The sequence below is a fragment of the Brevibacterium salitolerans genome, assembly GCF_039531405.1.
GTDB lineage: Bacteria > Actinomycetota > Actinomycetes > Actinomycetales > Brevibacteriaceae > Brevibacterium > Brevibacterium salitolerans.
The window spans coordinates 18,290-34,047 of the sequence record NZ_BAAAPZ010000005.1; the positions used below are offsets into that span (position 1 = coordinate 18,290).

At 70.5% G+C, this 15,758-nt stretch carries 13 protein-coding genes; 8 read left to right on the plus strand and 5 right to left on the minus strand.

All coding sequences use genetic code 11. The annotated features are described in order from the left end of the window. The first annotated feature begins 55 nt into the window (after positions 1-55). On the plus strand, positions 56-727 hold the full coding sequence (locus ABD240_RS07685) for a TetR/AcrR family transcriptional regulator (protein ID WP_344336719.1): 672 nt from the start codon (positions 56-58) through the stop codon (positions 725-727). Here the strand turns inward: ABD240_RS07685 and ABD240_RS07690 are convergent. Both ABD240_RS07690 and ABD240_RS07695 read right to left on the minus strand, forming a co-directional pair. Further along, the gene (locus ABD240_RS07690; RefSeq protein WP_344336720.1) at positions 691-2,019 is read right to left on the minus strand and encodes a short-chain fatty acid transporter; all 1,329 of its coding nucleotides are present in this window, start codon (positions 2,017-2,019) and stop codon (positions 691-693) included. The two genes, ABD240_RS07685 and ABD240_RS07690, sit on opposite strands and share 37 nt — an antisense overlap. A gap of 209 nt (positions 2,020-2,228) precedes the next feature. Beyond that, positions 2,229-3,410 (minus strand): CaiB/BaiF CoA transferase family protein, encoded by a 1,182-nt coding sequence (locus ABD240_RS07695; protein ID WP_291791974.1) that lies wholly within the window; start codon positions 3,408-3,410, stop codon positions 2,229-2,231. 191 nt (positions 3,411-3,601) lie between these two features. Here ABD240_RS07695 and ABD240_RS07700 point away from each other — a divergent pair, with 191 nt between their 5' ends. Together ABD240_RS07700 and ABD240_RS07705 are read left to right on the plus strand one after the other, a co-directional pair. Further along, positions 3,602-4,672 (plus strand): phosphotransferase family protein, encoded by a 1,071-nt coding sequence (locus ABD240_RS07700; RefSeq protein ID WP_344336722.1) that lies wholly within the window; start codon positions 3,602-3,604, stop codon positions 4,670-4,672. A gap of 294 nt (positions 4,673-4,966) precedes the next feature. After that, positions 4,967-5,527, plus strand: a complete 561-nt coding sequence (locus ABD240_RS07705) for an NADPH-dependent FMN reductase (protein ID WP_344336724.1) — start codon at positions 4,967-4,969, stop codon at positions 5,525-5,527. Between the two features lie 95 nt (positions 5,528-5,622). Here the strand turns inward: ABD240_RS07705 and ABD240_RS07710 are convergent, their stop codons facing one another. Further along, entirely contained in the window at positions 5,623-6,687 is a 1,065-nt protein-coding gene (locus ABD240_RS07710; protein WP_344336726.1) for an alcohol dehydrogenase, read from the minus strand. Positions 6,688-7,002: 315 nt separating this feature from the next. On the opposite strand from ABD240_RS07710, the gene ABD240_RS07715 reads away from it, so the two are divergent. Continuing rightward, positions 7,003-8,133, plus strand: coding sequence for a TAXI family TRAP transporter solute-binding subunit (locus tag ABD240_RS07715; protein ID WP_344336728.1), 1,131 nt, complete (start codon positions 7,003-7,005; stop codon positions 8,131-8,133). Between the two features lie 86 nt (positions 8,134-8,219). Further along, a complete protein-coding gene (locus ABD240_RS07720) occupies positions 8,220-10,199 on the plus strand; it encodes a TRAP transporter permease (RefSeq protein WP_344336730.1) in 1,980 nt (659 codons plus the stop codon). A gap of 54 nt (positions 10,200-10,253) precedes the next feature. On the opposite strand, the gene ABD240_RS07725 is transcribed toward ABD240_RS07720, so the two are convergent. Then, on the minus strand, positions 10,254-10,907 hold the full coding sequence (locus ABD240_RS07725; protein ID WP_344336731.1) for a hypothetical protein: 654 nt from the start codon (positions 10,905-10,907) through the stop codon (positions 10,254-10,256). A 201-nt stretch (positions 10,908-11,108) separates the two neighbouring features. On the opposite strand from ABD240_RS07725, the gene ABD240_RS07730 reads away from it, so the two are divergent. Genes ABD240_RS07730 through ABD240_RS07740 form a run of 3 tightly spaced genes read left to right on the plus strand, consistent with a single transcriptional unit; the run spans position 11,109 to position 14,812 of the window. Then, a complete protein-coding gene (locus tag ABD240_RS07730; RefSeq protein ID WP_344336733.1) occupies positions 11,109-12,752 on the plus strand; it encodes a sensor histidine kinase in 1,644 nt (547 codons plus the stop codon). Further along, positions 12,740-13,384 (plus strand): response regulator transcription factor, encoded by a 645-nt coding sequence (locus ABD240_RS07735; protein ID WP_291797707.1) that lies wholly within the window; start codon positions 12,740-12,742, stop codon positions 13,382-13,384. Before ABD240_RS07730 ends, ABD240_RS07735 begins: the two co-directional genes overlap by 13 nt. Before the next feature lie 60 nt (positions 13,385-13,444). Next, a complete protein-coding gene (locus tag ABD240_RS07740; RefSeq protein WP_344336736.1) occupies positions 13,445-14,812 on the plus strand; it encodes a DUF4097 family beta strand repeat-containing protein in 1,368 nt (455 codons plus the stop codon). Positions 14,813-15,001: 189 nt separating this feature from the next. On the opposite strand, the gene ABD240_RS07745 is transcribed toward ABD240_RS07740, so the two are convergent. After that, positions 15,002-15,736, minus strand: a complete 735-nt coding sequence (locus tag ABD240_RS07745; protein WP_344336738.1) for a pyroglutamyl-peptidase I — start codon at positions 15,734-15,736, stop codon at positions 15,002-15,004. Positions 15,737-15,758: the final 22 nt, after the last annotated feature.

The following is a 15,758-nucleotide window of genomic DNA, read 5'->3' on the forward strand; positions in this document are numbered from 1 at the left end:
TCAGTCCTTTCCGACGGGGCGGAGGCGGTGCGGTCGTGTGGCAGGATGTCGAGCTGTGCGGGAGAACGGGACGAGACGGCGGGCGGCGCCCCACTTCATCGACAGGGCGACGGTGATCGCCGCTGCGCTGGAGGCGTTCGCCGAACGCGGGTTCCACGGAGCGTCGACGCGGAGCATCGCCGCGCTCGCCCGGACGTCGCTGTCGAACCTCTACAACTACTTCGGCTCGAAGGACGAGATCCTCGAATTCGTGCTCGAATCGACCTCGCGGGAGCTCGCCGACTCCCTCGAGACCGCGGTCGCGGACGCAGGAGGCGGACCTCCTGGGCGGCTGGCGGCGGCAGTGAGCGCCTACGTGCGATTCATCGTCGACAAGCCGCAGGCCTCGCTCGTGGGCATCACGGAGTTCCGGTATCTCGCAGGGGAGAGGCGCGCGGCCGTGGTCGAGCAGCGGGACCGCTCGGAAGCCGTCTTCCGTGCGGTGATCAGCGAAGGGCGGGCGGCCGGCGACTTCGACGTGCTGGACGTGCCCAGCGCGACGCGTGCGGCGGTGTCCCTGTGCAATTCCATGTCCGCCTGGTACCGGCCTGACGGCCCGCACAGTGCGGACGAGCTCGTGCGGCTGCAGGTGGACCTGGCTCTCGGTCTCGTGCGGTCCGCTCAGCGTGCCGAGCGGTCGTCGCCGGCCCATCACAGGAACCCGAGGAGAAGTATCGAGGCGCCGTAGACGATGCCCAGGAACAGCATGATGAGGAAGAGATACCCCATCACGTCTCTCAGCTTGATTCCCGAGATGGCGAGCACCGGCAGGATCCAGAAGGGCTGGATGGAGTTGGTCCACTGGTCCCCGTAGGCCACACCGAGCGCGGTCGCCGCATAGTCGGCGCCCATGCTGCCGGCGGCTTCCACCATGATGGGGCCCTGCACGGCCCATTGCGCGCCGCCCGAGGGGGCGAGCAGGTTGATGATCCCGCCGGACAGGAAGCTGAAGAACGGCAGCGTCTCCGGGGTCGAGACGCCGGCGAAGACCCCCGCGAAGGTCACCATGAGCCCGGAGCCCGCCAGCACGCCCATGATCCCGGCGTACAGCGGGTACTGGACGAGGACCCCGCTGACCACCCCGATGCTGTTCCGCAGCGCTGCGAGGAACGCGCTGGGCCGGGCGAAGAGAAGGAGGGCGAGGGAGAGGAAGGCGAGGTTGATGATGTCGAAGTCGACGGCTCCCCGGCCGACGAAGTGGAGGACCGTGTAGCTGATTCCGAGCAGGCCGATGAAGATGCCGATCGCAGGGCTGCGGTTGAGCCGATCTGCCAGAGTCTCTCCCCCGCCGGCCTCCTTCCCGGCTTCCTCCTGAGGCGCCGGCTGCGGCAGCCGCAGCTCGATGACCTCTGCGGCGTCCTTCGGGTGGAGGAGCGCGACGAATGCCGGGAGGCCGAGGATCACGACCGCCGCCGTGAGGAGCACGAGGGGAGCGAAGATCGTCTCCGTCGTCGGCACGACTCCCATCTGCTCCTCGAGGATGTGCCCCGGCGTTGCGATGGTGAGCGGGATGGTGCCGGAGAGGCCGATCCCGTAGAGGGAGAAGCCCGCATATCCCCCTGCGACGGCGAGCGGGTAGTGCATCCCCGGCACCGTGCGGGCGAGCTTCCTCGCGAGGACCACACCGATGACCAGGCCGAATCCGACGTTGAGCCACGTGCCGAGCGCCCCGGCGAAGGTGGCGATGGCCACCGCGGCGCGAGGGCTGCGGACCCTCTGCGCGAGTGCGTCGAGTCCGCGATCGACGAGGGGTGTGCTCGCGAGCATGTACCCGGTGAGGAGAAGCATCGCGATTTGCATGGAGAACGCGAGCAGGTCCCAGGCGGACCCGCCCCACATGCTCACCAGATCGATGGGGTTCTGCTTCTCGACCGTCGCGGCGAGGACGAACGTGACAAGGGTGAGGAGCACGGCCACCACGAGGGAGTCCGGCAGGAATCGGTAGAAGGCGCGTGAGAGCGCGGAGGCCAGTGACTTCATCGTCTCTTTCCCTGTGTCGGCTCCGGAGCGTACGGAGGAAGAACGATCGTTCTTGCATGTCACCGATCACACTAGGGGAGGAGTCCGGATCCCACAAGGCCGAGCCCGAGGGTCCGGTGCGGCCCGCCGCGATCCCGTCCCCGGCGGACGCGAGAGGGCCCGGGCGAACGAATCGCCCGGGCCCCTCCGGTCTGCGCCGGGTGCGGGTGTCAGTCCTCGGAGTCCAGCCAGGCACGGACGGCGTCGCCGTCCTCGCCCAGCTCCGGCGGCTGCTTCCGGTAGCTCACGGGCGAGGCGGAGAACGAGAGCGAGGGGCGGATCGTCGGGATGCCGCCCTCCTCGCCGGTGGTCCACACCGGTTCGAGCCCCAGCTCCTCCGCCGTCATCAGGCCCTCGTTGACGCTCTGCACGGGCGAGCTTGGCAGACCGGCCTCCGTGAGCAGCGCGAACCACTCCTGCTTGCCCTTGTGGGAGAGCGCCTCCTCCATGAGCGGGCGGAGCTCGGCGCGGTTGACGTTGCGCTTCTCCGGCGAGTCGAAGCGCTCGTCCGTGCTCCACTCCGGGTGGCCGAGCACCTCGGCGAGACGGGCGAACTGTCCGTTGTTCGCACCCACGACGATGAGGTCGCCGTCGCCCGTGGGGAAGGCGTTGTACGGGTAGATGGTGCCGTGCTCGGCTCCTGCCCGCCGCGTGGTCTGTCCGCTGAGCGCGACCTGGTACTGGTTGGTCATGGTGAAGAGGGCGTTGCTCATGAGGTTGTTCTCGATGAGCTGGCCCTCGCCCGTGAGATCGCGGTGGCGGATGGCGGCGGTGATGCCCAGCGCGGTCGTCATCCCGGTCGTGATGTCGAAGATCGAGACGCCGGAGCGCACGGGAGGGCCGTCCGGATCCCCGTTCATGTCCATGAGGCCCGCCGCGCCCTGCACGAGGACGTCGTAGCCGGGCATGTCCGCGCCCTTCTTCGTGCCGAAGCCGCTGATGTGGGCGTAGATGACCTGCGGGTTGAGCTCCCGCACGCCCTCGTACCCCAGCCCGAACTTGTCGATGGACCCGGGCTTGAAGTTGTGGAGGAAGACGTCCGCGCGTGCGGCGATGCGCTTGGCGACCTCGAGGTCCTCCGGATCCTTGAAGTCCAGGGCGATCGAGTGCTTGTTCCGGTTGACGGCCTGGTAGTAGCTCGCCTGGCCCATGTACACCGGCGGGCTCCAGGAGCGGGTGTCGTCGCCGCCGGGGCTCTCCACCTTGATGACCGTCGCGCCCAGATCGCCCAGGGTCATGGAGCAGAACGGTCCTGCCAGCACCCGGGAGAAGTCCGCGACGACGATGCCGCTGAGCGGCCCGGCGGGCAGATCCGAGGAGGAGGGGGCAGAGGTGGGTGGCAGACCAGTCATCGTCTTCCTTCGCTGCGAGGGTGTGTTCTGGCGGATTGCGGTGATGCGCGCGACTCCCTAGCGTATAGTCCAGACTGCTGAACGTTTGATAAGGCCGAGCACTGAGACGGTCGCCGGACCGCTGTCCGGCGGATCGCGCACGGCCGCCACCGGAGGGACCGTGACGCGTCCCGGCACGAGGAGAGACGACGATGACGTCGAACGAACCACCATCCGCAGCCGCTCAGGATCCGTCCGGACTGCCGACGGGGATCGGGCCGGGGGTCCGTCCGTGGGTCGCGGCGCGCGCCGGCGTGGAGGAGGCTGCGGTGGGCTTCCGCGTGCTCTCCGTGGGACGTTCCAACCTCACCTTCACGGTGACCCTCGACGGTGCAGACCGCTGGGTCCTGCGCCGCCCGCCGCTGGGGCACCAGGGCGGCAGCGCGCACGACGTCTCCCGCGAGGGGAGGATCATGGCCGCGCTGGGCCCCACGTCCGTACCCGTGCCGACCATCCTCGAGATCGTCGACGACCCCACCGTGCTCGAGGTCCCCTTCGTCTTCCAGGACCACTGCGACGGCTTCCCCATCCACGAGCCGGCCGATCTCGAACTCATCTCGGCCTCGGGCTCCGTGGCCGGCTCGATGCGGTCCATGGTCGACGCCCTTGCCGAGATCCACCGGGTGGACATCGACGCGGTGGGCCTCGGCGATCTGCGCCGTCCGGGCGGATTCGTCGAGCGCCAGCTGCGCCGCTGGCTGGGTCAGTACGAGGCCATCACCACCCGTGACATCCCGGTGATCCGCGAGGTGCAGGCCGCGCTCTCCCGTGAGATCCCGCCCGAGACCGTCACGGGTCTGGTGCACGGTGACGTCAAGCCCAACAATATGCTCTTCGACCGCACCAGCGGTGAGGTCCAGGCGGTCGTGGACTGGGAGCTGTCCTCGGTGGGCGATGTCGTCACGGACCTCGGCTACCTGCTCGCGATGATGTTCGTGCCCATCGAGTACACCGGCATCTGGACGCCCACGGTCGAGGAGGGCGGTCTCACCGCGGAGCAGGTCACCGCCCGCTACGCGGAGCTCACCGGCCAGGACACCTCCCGCGTGCCGTACTACGCCGCCTTCGCGGCCTGGAAGCTGGCCTGCATCCGGGAGGGCGTCTACACCCGGCTCAAGCAGGGCCGCATGGGCGACCTCGACCTCGATCCCGAGGAGACCGGGGCGGGTGTGGAGCCGCTCGCCGCCTACGCCCTCGACATCCTGCGTTCGGGCCGGATCTGAGGGGCTGGGCGAGGGGGAGGGCCTCTCACCGGGCCGTGCTGCTCCGCTGCGTGCCGGGGCCGGCCGAGACGGACCGAGCGCCGGGCCGAGCGCCGGCCGAGGCGGACGGAGCGGACGCGAGGCGGAGCGCACGCCGAGTGTGACGCAGTCGAAGGAATACTCCGCCGCCGCAGATCCTTGCATCCGGCGGACCCGCTGCATGTGCGGTGTCCGGCGCAGGGCGGCCGCACGTGCCGGGAACGGGGCGTGCGCCGCAGCGCCACTTCACTCATCTGAGCCCTAGGAGCCCATGACATGACGCGGATCGGAATCATCGCAGGCAGCAACCGCCCGGGAGCGCTCAACCCCCAGGTCGTCGACTGGGTGAAGGCGCAGCTGGACGAGCGCGGCGTGGAGAACGAGGTGCTCCGGTATGCGGACTTCGACCTGCCCATCCTCGACGAGCCGATCCCCGGAGGCGCGCACCAGTACCAGAACGCGCACACGGTGGCCTGGGGTGCGGCGGTGGAGCCCTTCGACGGCTACATCGTCGTCACCCCGGAGTACAACCACTCCGTGCCCGGTCCGCTGAAGAACGCGATCGACTTCGTCGGCACGGAGTTCGCGCACAAGCCCGTGGCCTTCGCGAGCTACGGGGCGGATAAGGGCGTGCGGGCGGTCGAGGCGTGGCGCCTCGCCTTCGCGAACTTCCGCGCGGCGACGGTCCGCGGCACCGCGTCCTTCTCGATCTTCACGGACTTCACTGACGGCGCATTCGCCCCGGAGGAGGTCTCCGCGCAGACGTTCGAGCCCATGCTCGAGGACCTGCTGGCCTGGGCCGAGGGCTTCAAGACGGTGCGCGCGGCCCAGGGCTGACCCCGCGCGCGTGAACAGCGCCCATGTCTCACTCTGCTTCGCATTTCCGCCGGAAAGGCGAAGCAGAGTGAGACATGGGCGCTTGGACGCAGGCGTCAGTTCGCGACGAGCACCACGCGGCCGGCGACCCTGCGCTCTGCGAGGTCGTCGAGCGCGCCGGTGACGTTCTCCGCCTCCAGGGGGCGCTCCTGGATGGGCAGGCGGGGGAGGTCGGTCTCGCCCGCGAGCTTCACGAGGGCCTTGAGCTCGGGGAGGCTGCCGACGAAGTTGCCCTCGATCTTGAGCTGGCTGAGTGCGACGAGGGTCGTGGGGAAGGCCAGCTGTCCGCCGAACAGGCCGACGCTCACCAGCTTGCCGCCCACGCCGAGCGCGCTGAGCGCCAGGGACGAGGTCGCGCCGTTGTTGACGAAGTCGATGGCGCCCGCGAGCTTGCCCCCGCCCGCCTCGACGAGATCCGCGACCGCGTTCTCCCCGGTGGTGAGGACGGTCGCGGTGGCACCCGCGGCCTTCGCGTTCTCCAGCGCGGCCTCGCTTACGTCCGCGGCGACGATGTTCCGGTGCCCGCGTGCGCGCAGGATGGGGATGACGCTGAGGCCCACGCCTCCGGTGCCGATGACGGCGATGGGGCGGTCGACCTCGGGGGTGAGGACCTTGGTGGTGGCGGCGTAGGAGGTCAGCCCGGAGCAGGCGAGGGTGGCGGCCCAGGACGGGTCGAGGTCGCCCACGGGGACGAGGTAGCGCGAATCGGGCACCCACACCTCGCGGGCGTAGCCGCCGTTGAGGGCGACGGAGAGGTTCCGCTTGGCGCCGATGCAGTAGTTCTCGCGGTCCTCGGCGCAGGCCTGGCACTCGCCGCAGCCGATCCAGGGGAAGACGATGAACTGCTCGTCGCCGGGCTGCACGGTGGAGTCGGGGCCGGCGGCGACGACCTCGCCGACGATCTCGTGGCCGAGGACCAGCGGGTACTCCGCCCCGGCCGAGGTGTAGGGGAGCCTGCCCGCGTCGCCGAGGTCGAAGAAGCCCTCGCGTGCGTGGAGGTCGGAGTGGCAGACGCCGGAGTGGGTGATGCGGACGAGGACGGATGCGCCGGTGAGCTCCGGCGTCTCGATCTCGATCTCCTCTGCGGGTGCGTTGGGGGTGGCGATGCCGAATACCTTCATGGGACCCTCCTCGGTCTGTGCGGTCGATCTGCGGTGACCGACCGGCGATGAAGCCGTGACCTGACTGTCTGGATGCGAGCCGTGGCCGAACCGTCCGTCATATAAGCGAACGTTCACACAGTACTCAACCACATCGACACGGGGCTTGCAGTCTCCGCGGCGCCGTCCGGGGGAGCACGAGGCGGATTTGTTAACGATTCCGCATCAAAGATTTGTGATTCAGCCCTCTTCTGTGCATAGTTGACGTGCCGCATATAAGCGGCTCACCGGCTATCGGCGAGATCACCGACGCCGACAGATGCACAAGGAGCTTCAATGAGGAAACTTCCCGCAGCCGCTTCCGCCGCGGCACTCGCACTGGTCCTCTCCGCCTGCGGCAGCGACGGCGCGGAACCGGAGACCGTCTCCGAGGGGCCACTCCCCGACACCTTCGCGATCGCGACCTACGGCACGGGCACCTCGACCTATGCGGACACCTCTGCCGTCTCGGAGGCCCTCACCGCCGAGGAGGGGATGAGCATCCGCGTGGTGCCCTCCGACACCGGGATCGGGCGGATCGCCCCCATGCGGGACGGGCAGGCGCTCTTCTCCCGCGGCGGCGACGAGTACATCTACGCCTTCGAGGCGGAGTACGACTTCGCGGTGCCGGAGTGGGGCCCGCAGGACATCAGGATGACCTGGACACCCACCGCTCCGCACAGCGTCATGTCGCTGAGCGGCTCCGGCATCGACACCTTCTCCGACCTGCGGGGCAAGAAGGTCCCCTGGGCCACCGCGAACCCCTCGGTGCAGAACAAGATGACCGCGCTGCTCGAGTACGGCGGTCTCACCTGGGACGACGTGGAGGCCGTCGACATCAGCTACGGCGACCAGGCGGAGGGCGTGAAGAACGGCCAGGTGGACGTCGTCTACCAGCAGGTCTACGGCTCCTCGCTCTACGAGCTGGAGAGCCAGCACGACGTGCAGTGGCTGGAGCTCGACCCTGACGACGAGGCCGCCGTCGAGCGCATGCTGGAGGTCGCCCCCTCCACCTTCGTGGGCTCCTTCTCCGGCGGCCCCGCACAGGAGGAGGGCGAGGAGACCACCGCCCTCATGTACACCGTCCCGGTGATCACCTACGCGGAGACCTCCGCCGAGGCCGTGCACGACCTCGCCACCGCTCTCCACGGGAACTTCGTCAGCTACGAGGACGCGACGCCCACGACCTCGGGCTGGGGGCTCGACGAGATCCAGAGCGTCCCCACCCAGGTCCCGTTCCACGACGGCTTCGTGCAGTTCCTCGAGGAGCAGGACATGTGGACCGAGCAGGCGGAGACCCGGAATCAGGAGCTCATCGACCGTCAGGAGCAGCTGCGCACCGCATGGGACGAGTACCGGGAGTCCGAGGAGGGCGCTGAGCCGGACCACGAGTCCTGGACGGCGTGGAAGGACGAGAACCTCGCCTGACCGGCTGCGATGACGCAGACCGGCCGTGCGGTGCCGCCGCCTCGGGACGAAGCGGCGGCACCGTCCCCCGAACCGATTGGACTCATATGGAAACCCGACTGACTCCACTGTGGAAGGCGGTCGTCGCGGTGCTCACCGTCACGGGCGTCCTCCTCGCGATGAACCAGGTGTTCTTCTGGAACCCGGGCGGCTTCACGCTGCTGCGCAGCTCCTACCTGTACCTGGTCCTCGCGTGCTTCCTCCCCATCTGCTTCCTCGCCTTCCCCCTCCTGAAGTCCGTGCGGAACCGGCCCGTGCCGTTCTACGACGTGATCCTCGCACTGCTCGCGGCCGGCGTCTGCACGTACTTCGGGGCGAACGGCGAGACCATCGTGAACCAGGGCTGGGACTACGCAGCACCGCAGACCGCGGTGCTGCTGTCCTACCTCCTCTGGCTCCTGGTGCTGGAAGCGCTGCGCCGCACGGCGGGCCTCATCGTCACCCTCATCGCCCTCGCGTTCTCCCTCTACCCGCTCGCCGCCGGACAGATGCCTCTGGGCTTCCTCCGCGGCATCTCGACGGATCTCAGCGGCGCGGCCCAGGGGCACATCATGGGCGCGGACTCCGTCCTCGGCCTGCCGCTGCAGACGGCGGGCACCATCCTCATCGGCTTCCTGCTCTTCGGCGTCGCACTGCAGCACACCGGCGGCGCGACCTTCTTCTATGACCTCGCACAGGCATTGTTCGGCCGCTATCGGGGAGGTTCGGCGAAGGTCTCGGTGTTCTCCTCCGCCTTCATGGGGATGATGTCCGGGTCCGCGGTGTCCAATGTGCTCACCACCGGCCCCATGACCATCCCGGCCATGAAGCGCGCGGGCTTCCCCGGACGCTATGCGGCCGGCATCGAGGCGACGGCCTCGACGGGCGGCACCATCACCCCGCCCATCATGGGCAGCGCGGCCTTCATCATGGTCTCGTTCATCGGCGTGCCCTACAGCGAGATCGCGCTCGCCGCCGCCATCCCCGCGATTCTGTACTTCCTGGGCATCTTCGTCCAGGTGGACGCCTACTCGGCGAAGTCCGGGCTCATGGGGCAGCGCGGACCGGGGCCGGCCGCGGTCGGCGGCATCCTGCTGCGGGGCTGGCCCTATCTGGCCGCGCTCATCGGCCTCGTGGCGCTGCTCGTCGTGCAGCAGCGGGAGTCGCAGGCACCGTACTGGATCGTCGCGTTCCTGCTCGTGGTCCTCGTCGTCCGGCTGACGGGGGAGGGGAAGGCGCGTCAGGTGCCCGCCGCGCTGTTCGACTTCCTCGTCTCCGCGGGCAGGACCATCGCGGAGATCATCGGCATCATCGCCGGTGTGGGACTGATCGTGGGCGGCCTGTCCATGACGGGGGTCTCGCTCTCGCTCGCGCGGGAGCTCGTCGCGGCGGTGGGGGAGAACCTCGTCCTCATCCTCCTCGCCGGTGCGGTCACCTGCTTCATCCTGGGGATGGGCATGACGGTGTCCGCCGTGTACGTGTTCCTCGCCATCGTCATGGCTCCTGCGCTCACGCAGCTCGGGGTGAATCCGATCGCCGCCCACCTCTTCGTCATCTACTGGGCGACCGTCTCCTACATCACCCCGCCGGTGGGGCTCGCGGCCTTCGCCGCGGCGAACATCGCGAAGACCCCGCCCATGGCGACGGCGTGGACGGCGACGAGGCTGGGTGCGGTCAAGTACATCGTGCCGTTCGCCTTCGTCTTCAACCCGGCGCTGCTGGGCCAGGGAGCCGGCACGGACATCGTCCTCGCCGTGGTGTTCTCCGCCGCGGGCGTCTTCTTCCTCGCGTGCGCCTTCGAGGGATGGATGACCGGTGTGGGCCGAGCTCTCACCCTCCCGGTGCGGACGGCGATGGCGGTGCTCGCCCTGGGCCTGTTCGCACCGTCCCTCCCGGTGAGCAGCGCGTGCCTGGCGGGCTGCGCCGTGCTCGCCGTGGTCACCCGCTTCTGGAACGCCGGTGATCAGACGGTCTCCGCGGAGCGCGAGCGCGTGCGGAAGGAGAGGGTCGAGGCGGCGGATCGAGGCGAGGAGCCGGCTGAGGTGTGAGGCTGCCTCGGGCCTGGGTGCGCCGCTGCGAGAGCCCGGGCCCGAGGCCGCGGATCAGCGGGAGGAGTCCGCCGAGGCCTGCGGCGGCTCCGCTTGCGGGCCGGGATCCGCGCTGGGCGTCTGCTCCGCCGCCTCCCGCTCGCGGAACAGGCTGCGGAGGTGGTACCCACGGACGGTGCCGAACAGCACAAGGATGACGGTGGCCGCGGCGACCGCGCTCACCACGACCCAGTCGATCCCCACGGAGGAGTGGAAGAACGCGAGCTCCGCGATGAGCGCGGAGAAGAGGGAGGCGCACACCGCGGGTATCGTCCACGAGGCGGAGATGCGCGAGGAGATCGAGATGATGACGACGGCTCCGGCGGCGATCGCCAGCGGGGCGACCTGCCACACGGTGATGACCACGAGACCCGCGACGAGCGCGGACGGAGGGCCGATGTAGGTGTCCTCCTCCAGCTCCTCGTCGTCGTGGCGGATCGCGGCGGGGACGAGGCAGAGCGCGAGGATGCCCAGCACCGCGTCCGAGACGAGGGTGACCCAGAACAGCTCCGGGTCCGCCACCTGTGTGCCCGGCAGCCAGGCGTTGATGGCTGCGGCGTGGTAGAAGAACGAGTACATGAGCCCGAGCACGGCGGAGACGAGCACCAGCGCGGTCGTCCTGTTCCTGCTGCCACGCGGCGACCGCGCAGGCGGGGCGGCTGGGGACATGCGTCTCGACTCCTCGCTGCTGTGCCGGTCGTCATCCGTGGTGCCGGCCGCGACCGCCGGCGGTCCGGCTCTCACCATGGTAGGCAGAAAGCGCGGAGGCCGCTCGCGGAGAACCCCCAGGTGCAGGAGGAGGGTTTTCCCCACCTCGGACGGCAGTTCGCCCTGTAGCCGCGCTCCTGCCGGAGGCGGGAGAGTGGAGGCATGAACGAAGACGACTCGACCAGACCGCTCCCGGACGGGCAGGTGCCCCCGGCGGGCGAGGCACCGACCCGCGTGATGCCGGCCGGAGACGCCCCTACCCGCATCATGCCGGAGGGCGAGGCACCCACGCGCGTGCAGCCGCAGCCTCCTCAGGACGAGGCGCAGCTCCCCGCTGCGGCGCATCAGCCGCTGACGGAGGAGCGGACAGGGGAGCCCGTCCAGCCCGCCCCGGCGGATCAGCCGCCGGCGGAGGCGGGCGGAAGCGCAGGCGGCAGCTCCGGCGGCTGGGACCCCGGCGCCTGGGGACCGGCCCCCGCCCGCTACACGAAGGCCCGGATGCCCTGGCTCATGGGCGTTCTCAACGTCACCCTCTCCGCCGTGATCGGCACGTTCTTCCTGTGGATCCCCACGGTCCTCTTCTTCGTGGGCCTGGGCGGGCTCTTCGCGCTGGGCAGCGGGCTCTTCGCGCTGCTCGTCTGGTTCTTCCTGCAGCGCGGCGTCAACCACGTCGAGCGTCTGCGCGCGGAGGCGGTCTACGGGGAGCGCATCCTCGTCCCGCGGTACCGGCGCACCCTGCGCAGCGGATTCGGCGGCTGGTTGCACCAGCAGTGGCTGATCCTCTCCTCGGGGGCGTACTGGCGTTCTGTCGCCCACCACTATGTGAAGTCGCTCTACGGAGTCGTCATCGGCGTCCTCGTGACGCTGACCGTGGGCACCGGCGCGGGAGCGCTCACCGTGGCGATCAACCCCGGCAGTGCGGGCTCCCGGCTCACGCTGGGGTTCGGCGACCTGCCGGACGCGCTGCTGGGCGGTTTCGACGGCGACGTCCCGTTCTCCGTGCGCTTCTGGGTGGGCGCCCTGGGCATCCTCGTGATGCTGGTGGGGTTCGCGCTGCTGGCCTTCTCCCCGTGGCTGGACCGCATGCTCGACCGCGCACTGCTGCCGCCGGCCAAGACCGAGGAGCTCGAGGAGCAGCGGGAGACGCTCAGCCGCGAGGTGGGCCAGCTCGAGACGGCGCGCACCGGCGCGGTGGACGCGGCGACGACGGAACGGCTGCGGATCGAACGCGATCTGCACGACGGGGTCCAGCCCATGCTCGTGGCGCTGAGCATGAAGCTCGGCATGGCCAAGTCCAAGCTCGATTCGGACCCGGAGGGTGCCAAGCGCCTGGTGGGTCAGGCGCACGAGGACTCCAAGGCCGCCATCACGGAGCTCCGCCAGCTGGCACGCGGCATCCACCCGGCAGTGCTGGAGGACCGTGGGCTCGACGCCGCGATCAGCGCGCTCGCCGCCCGCTCCTCCGTGCCGGTGGCGCTCGACGTGCGGGTGCCCGAGGGCGTGAGCGCGGAGGCGGAGTCCGTCGCGTACTTCGTCGTCGCGGAATCGCTCACCAACATCGCCAAGCACGCCCGGGCGGGCCAAGCCCGCGTGACCATCGCCGGGGTGGGCACCGCTGAGGCGCCCCTGCTCCAGGTGGCCGTCTCCGACGACGGCGCGGGTGGTGCGAGGATCGTCCGTGACGGCACGTCGACCGGTCTCAAGGGCCTGGCCGACCGCGTCGCCGCAGCCAAGGGAACCCTGTCCGTGACCAGCCCGGTGGGCGGTCCGACAACGATAGTCGTGGAGGTGCCATGCGCATCGTGATCGCAGAAGACAACGTCCTCCTCCGTGAGGGCATCTCCCTCCTCGTCACGGACGCCGGACACGAGGTCGTCGCGGCGGCCGCGGATGCGAGCGGCCTCCTCAGCGCGGTCGCCGCGCTCGCCCCGGACCTCGCGGTCGTGGACGTGCGCATGCCTCCTTCGTTCACGGACGAGGGGATCCGCGCCGCGACCCTCATCCGCGAGCAGAACCCGGACGTGGCGGTGCTGGTGCTCAGCCAGTACGTGGAGGAGCGCTACGCGAGCGACCTCATCGCCTCCGGCGCGGGCAGCTTTGGCTATCTCCTCAAGGACCGCGTGGCGGATGTCGAGGACTTCCTCGGAGCGCTCGAGGAGGTGGCCGGCGGCGGGACCGTGCTGGACCCGGAGGTCGTCTCGCAGATCCTCGTGCGATCCCGCAGCCAGGGCGGCCTGGCCGATCTCACCGAGCGTGAACGGGAGGTGCTCGAGCACATGGCCTCCGGCAAGTCGAACTCCGCGATCGCCCAGGCGATGTACCTCTCCGCCGGCGCGGTGGAGAAGCACATCAGCTCCGTCTTCACCAAGTTCGGCCTGTCCGCGGACACCAGCGAGAACCGCCGCGTGCTCGCCGTCCTCCGCTTCCTGGGGGTGTGAGGCAGACATGGGAGTCGCATCGCATCCGGCCGCACGCACCTCGACCACAAGGACCCGATCATGAACGATCCGCAGGATCCGCAGCAGAACATCCCTCCGCAGAACCACGACGGCGACCGGCCCCAGGACGAGGGCCGGGGCTGGACCTCACCCGAGGCCGTGCCGTCCCGGGACGAGTACGGCACCGACGTGCCGCCCGGTGCGTCTGCACAGCCCAGCGCGTCCGCGCCCTCGGGAGCACACGCTCAGCAGGGCGTGCCCTCCGCGTCGGGCGCGGCCGCACATCCGGGCAGCCCGCAGGCGTACGGCGTCCAGGCCCATGGGGCTCCGGCCTACGGCGCCCCCGCCGGTGGGGGCGCGCCCCCGCTGCCGCCCCGCCCGCCCAAGGGCCCCACCTCGGCCTCCGGCGGTCCTGCCGAACCGGTCGCGGTGACGCGCGGCGGCCGCATCGCGGCCAGGACGCTCATCGCCGTGGTGGCGGTGCTCGCACTGGCCGTGCCGACTGCGGCGATCGGCGCGGGCGCGTACTTCCAGCTCAACCAGACCACGATCGAGCATTCCGCGGACCTCCCCGCGGAGGCCGCCTCCCTGCGGGTGGAGGCCTCCGACGCCGCCGTCTACGTCCAGGTGGACGACGAGGCGGAGGTGCCCCGGGTGGAGAGCCGCTACGAGGGGCGGAAGCGGGACATCCCGGCACCGGTGGTCACGGAGGACGGGGACCGGACGGTGGTCGACGTTCCCACGCCGGACGGCCCCACCACCTGGCTCCAGGGCTACGCGGAGATCACCGTGACCCTGCCGGGAGCGTATGCCGAGGGCCTCGACCTCGACGTCGCGACCAGCACCGGCATGGTGGACGTCTCCGGCGAGTACACGTCCGTGACGGCGAAGACGGAGACGGGCGCGGTGACCGCGGACGTCATCACCGGCACGGCGGATCTGTCCGCGGGCACGGGAGCCGTCGACGTCTGGGGCGGATCGATGGACGTCCTCCAGGTCTCCACCCGCACCGGTGCGATCTCCGTGAACGACGTACGTGTGAACTCGCTGCTGAAGGCGCAGACCCGCAGCGGGTGGATCGACCTCGAGCTCGACCCCGCCGGCGTGCCGGTGGACGGCGTGGAGGTCGCGGCCAAGAGCGGTGCGGTCACGGTGGAGGTGCCCCTGGAACAGGAGATCGCCGATCCGGACATCACCGGATACTCCGTGTCCGCGCAGACCCAGGTGGGCCGCAGCCGGGTGGAGATCGCCCAGCGCCAGCCGGGCGAGGGGATCCTCCCGCTCACGGTGAGCACCTCCAGCGGTGAGATCGCGGTGGAGTACACCGACGGCGAATACGACGCGGACGGTTCGGGCTGGGACGAGGAGTGGGACGACTCGGGCTGGGACGAGCAGCCCGGCGGCCCGTGGGACGACGGGGACCGGTAGCGCGGCCCCGGCCCGGGGGACGAGAGCCGGGACGGCGGTCCGGGTGCTCGCGAGGACCACGGCCGCGGTCCGGGAGCGGACCGGGAAGGCGATTCCGAGGAGGCGCCGGACGCGGGGAGCGGACCCCGTGCCGATGCCGCCGAGGATGAGGCACACGCCCAGACCTGATGCGCTGCGCAGGCGTCTGGGTCAGTCCTCCGCGCCCACGGCACCGCGGGCGGCTCCGGCCATCGGGGACCGCCCCGCGTGGTCCACGGCGGCGCGCACCGCCGCGAGGACACCGGCGTCGATGAGGTGCTGCGGCAGGGCGTGCTCCTCCGCCGCACCGCCGGCGGGGCTGCCACCGTCTTCCGCTGCACGCGGGACATGGACGAAGCCGGCGATCGGCGCCGGGGAACCGGAGGCGCCGATCGCCGCTGCCGCGTCCAGCGCCGCGAACATCACGGCGTTGCAGACGAAGGTGCCTGCCGAGTAGGAGACCGCTGCGGGCACGCCGGCCGCTCGCACGGCCTCGGCCATGGCGGCCACCGGGAGCGTGGAGAACCGTGCGGGCGGAGCACCTGCCACGAGCGGTTCGTCGATCGGCTGGGCCCCGGCGTTGTCCGGGATGCGCGCCTCCGCGAGGTTGACGGCGATGCGCTCCGGGGTGATCTCCGCGCGCCCGCCGGCCAGCCCCACGCACACGATCACGGCAGGTGAGGTCTCCGCCATGAGCTCACGCAGGCGGGCCTGGGCGCGCGCGTACTCGACGGGGAGGATCTCCGCCGTGAGGTCCGCGAGATCGTCCAGCTGCGTGCCGAGCGCACGGACCGCATGCTCCGAGGGATTGCCGGGGTCGCCGCCGAAGGGTTCGAACCCGGTGACCAGCACGCGTGGTCGTCCCGATGCGGCAGCGGCTCCGGGGCCCGGCGAGTGAGATGTCATGCAGCCAGGGTAGTCGTGCCGG

Coding starts and splice junctions, on each gene's coding strand:
- ABD240_RS07690 (WP_344336720.1), bottom strand. CDS start 2,019: ATGAAGTCACTGGCCTCCGCGCTCTCACGCGCCTTCTACCGATTCCTG.
- ABD240_RS07695 (WP_291791974.1), bottom strand. CDS start 3,410: ATGACTGGTCTGCCACCCACCTCTGCCCCCTCCTCCTCGGATCTGCCC.
- ABD240_RS07700 (WP_344336722.1), top strand. CDS start 3,602: ATGACGTCGAACGAACCACCATCCGCAGCCGCTCAGGATCCGTCCGGA.
- ABD240_RS07705 (WP_344336724.1), top strand. CDS start 4,967: ATGACGCGGATCGGAATCATCGCAGGCAGCAACCGCCCGGGAGCGCTC.
- ABD240_RS07710 (WP_344336726.1), bottom strand. CDS start 6,687: ATGAAGGTATTCGGCATCGCCACCCCCAACGCACCCGCAGAGGAGATC.
- ABD240_RS07715 (WP_344336728.1), top strand. CDS start 7,003: ATGAGGAAACTTCCCGCAGCCGCTTCCGCCGCGGCACTCGCACTGGTC.
- ABD240_RS07720 (WP_344336730.1), top strand. CDS start 8,220: ATGGAAACCCGACTGACTCCACTGTGGAAGGCGGTCGTCGCGGTGCTC.
- ABD240_RS07725 (WP_344336731.1), bottom strand. CDS start 10,907: ATGTCCCCAGCCGCCCCGCCTGCGCGGTCGCCGCGTGGCAGCAGGAAC.
- ABD240_RS07730 (WP_344336733.1), top strand. CDS start 11,109: ATGAACGAAGACGACTCGACCAGACCGCTCCCGGACGGGCAGGTGCCC.
- ABD240_RS07735 (WP_291797707.1), top strand. CDS start 12,740: ATGCGCATCGTGATCGCAGAAGACAACGTCCTCCTCCGTGAGGGCATC.
- ABD240_RS07740 (WP_344336736.1), top strand. CDS start 13,445: ATGAACGATCCGCAGGATCCGCAGCAGAACATCCCTCCGCAGAACCAC.
- ABD240_RS07745 (WP_344336738.1), bottom strand. CDS start 15,736: ATGACATCTCACTCGCCGGGCCCCGGAGCCGCTGCCGCATCGGGACGA.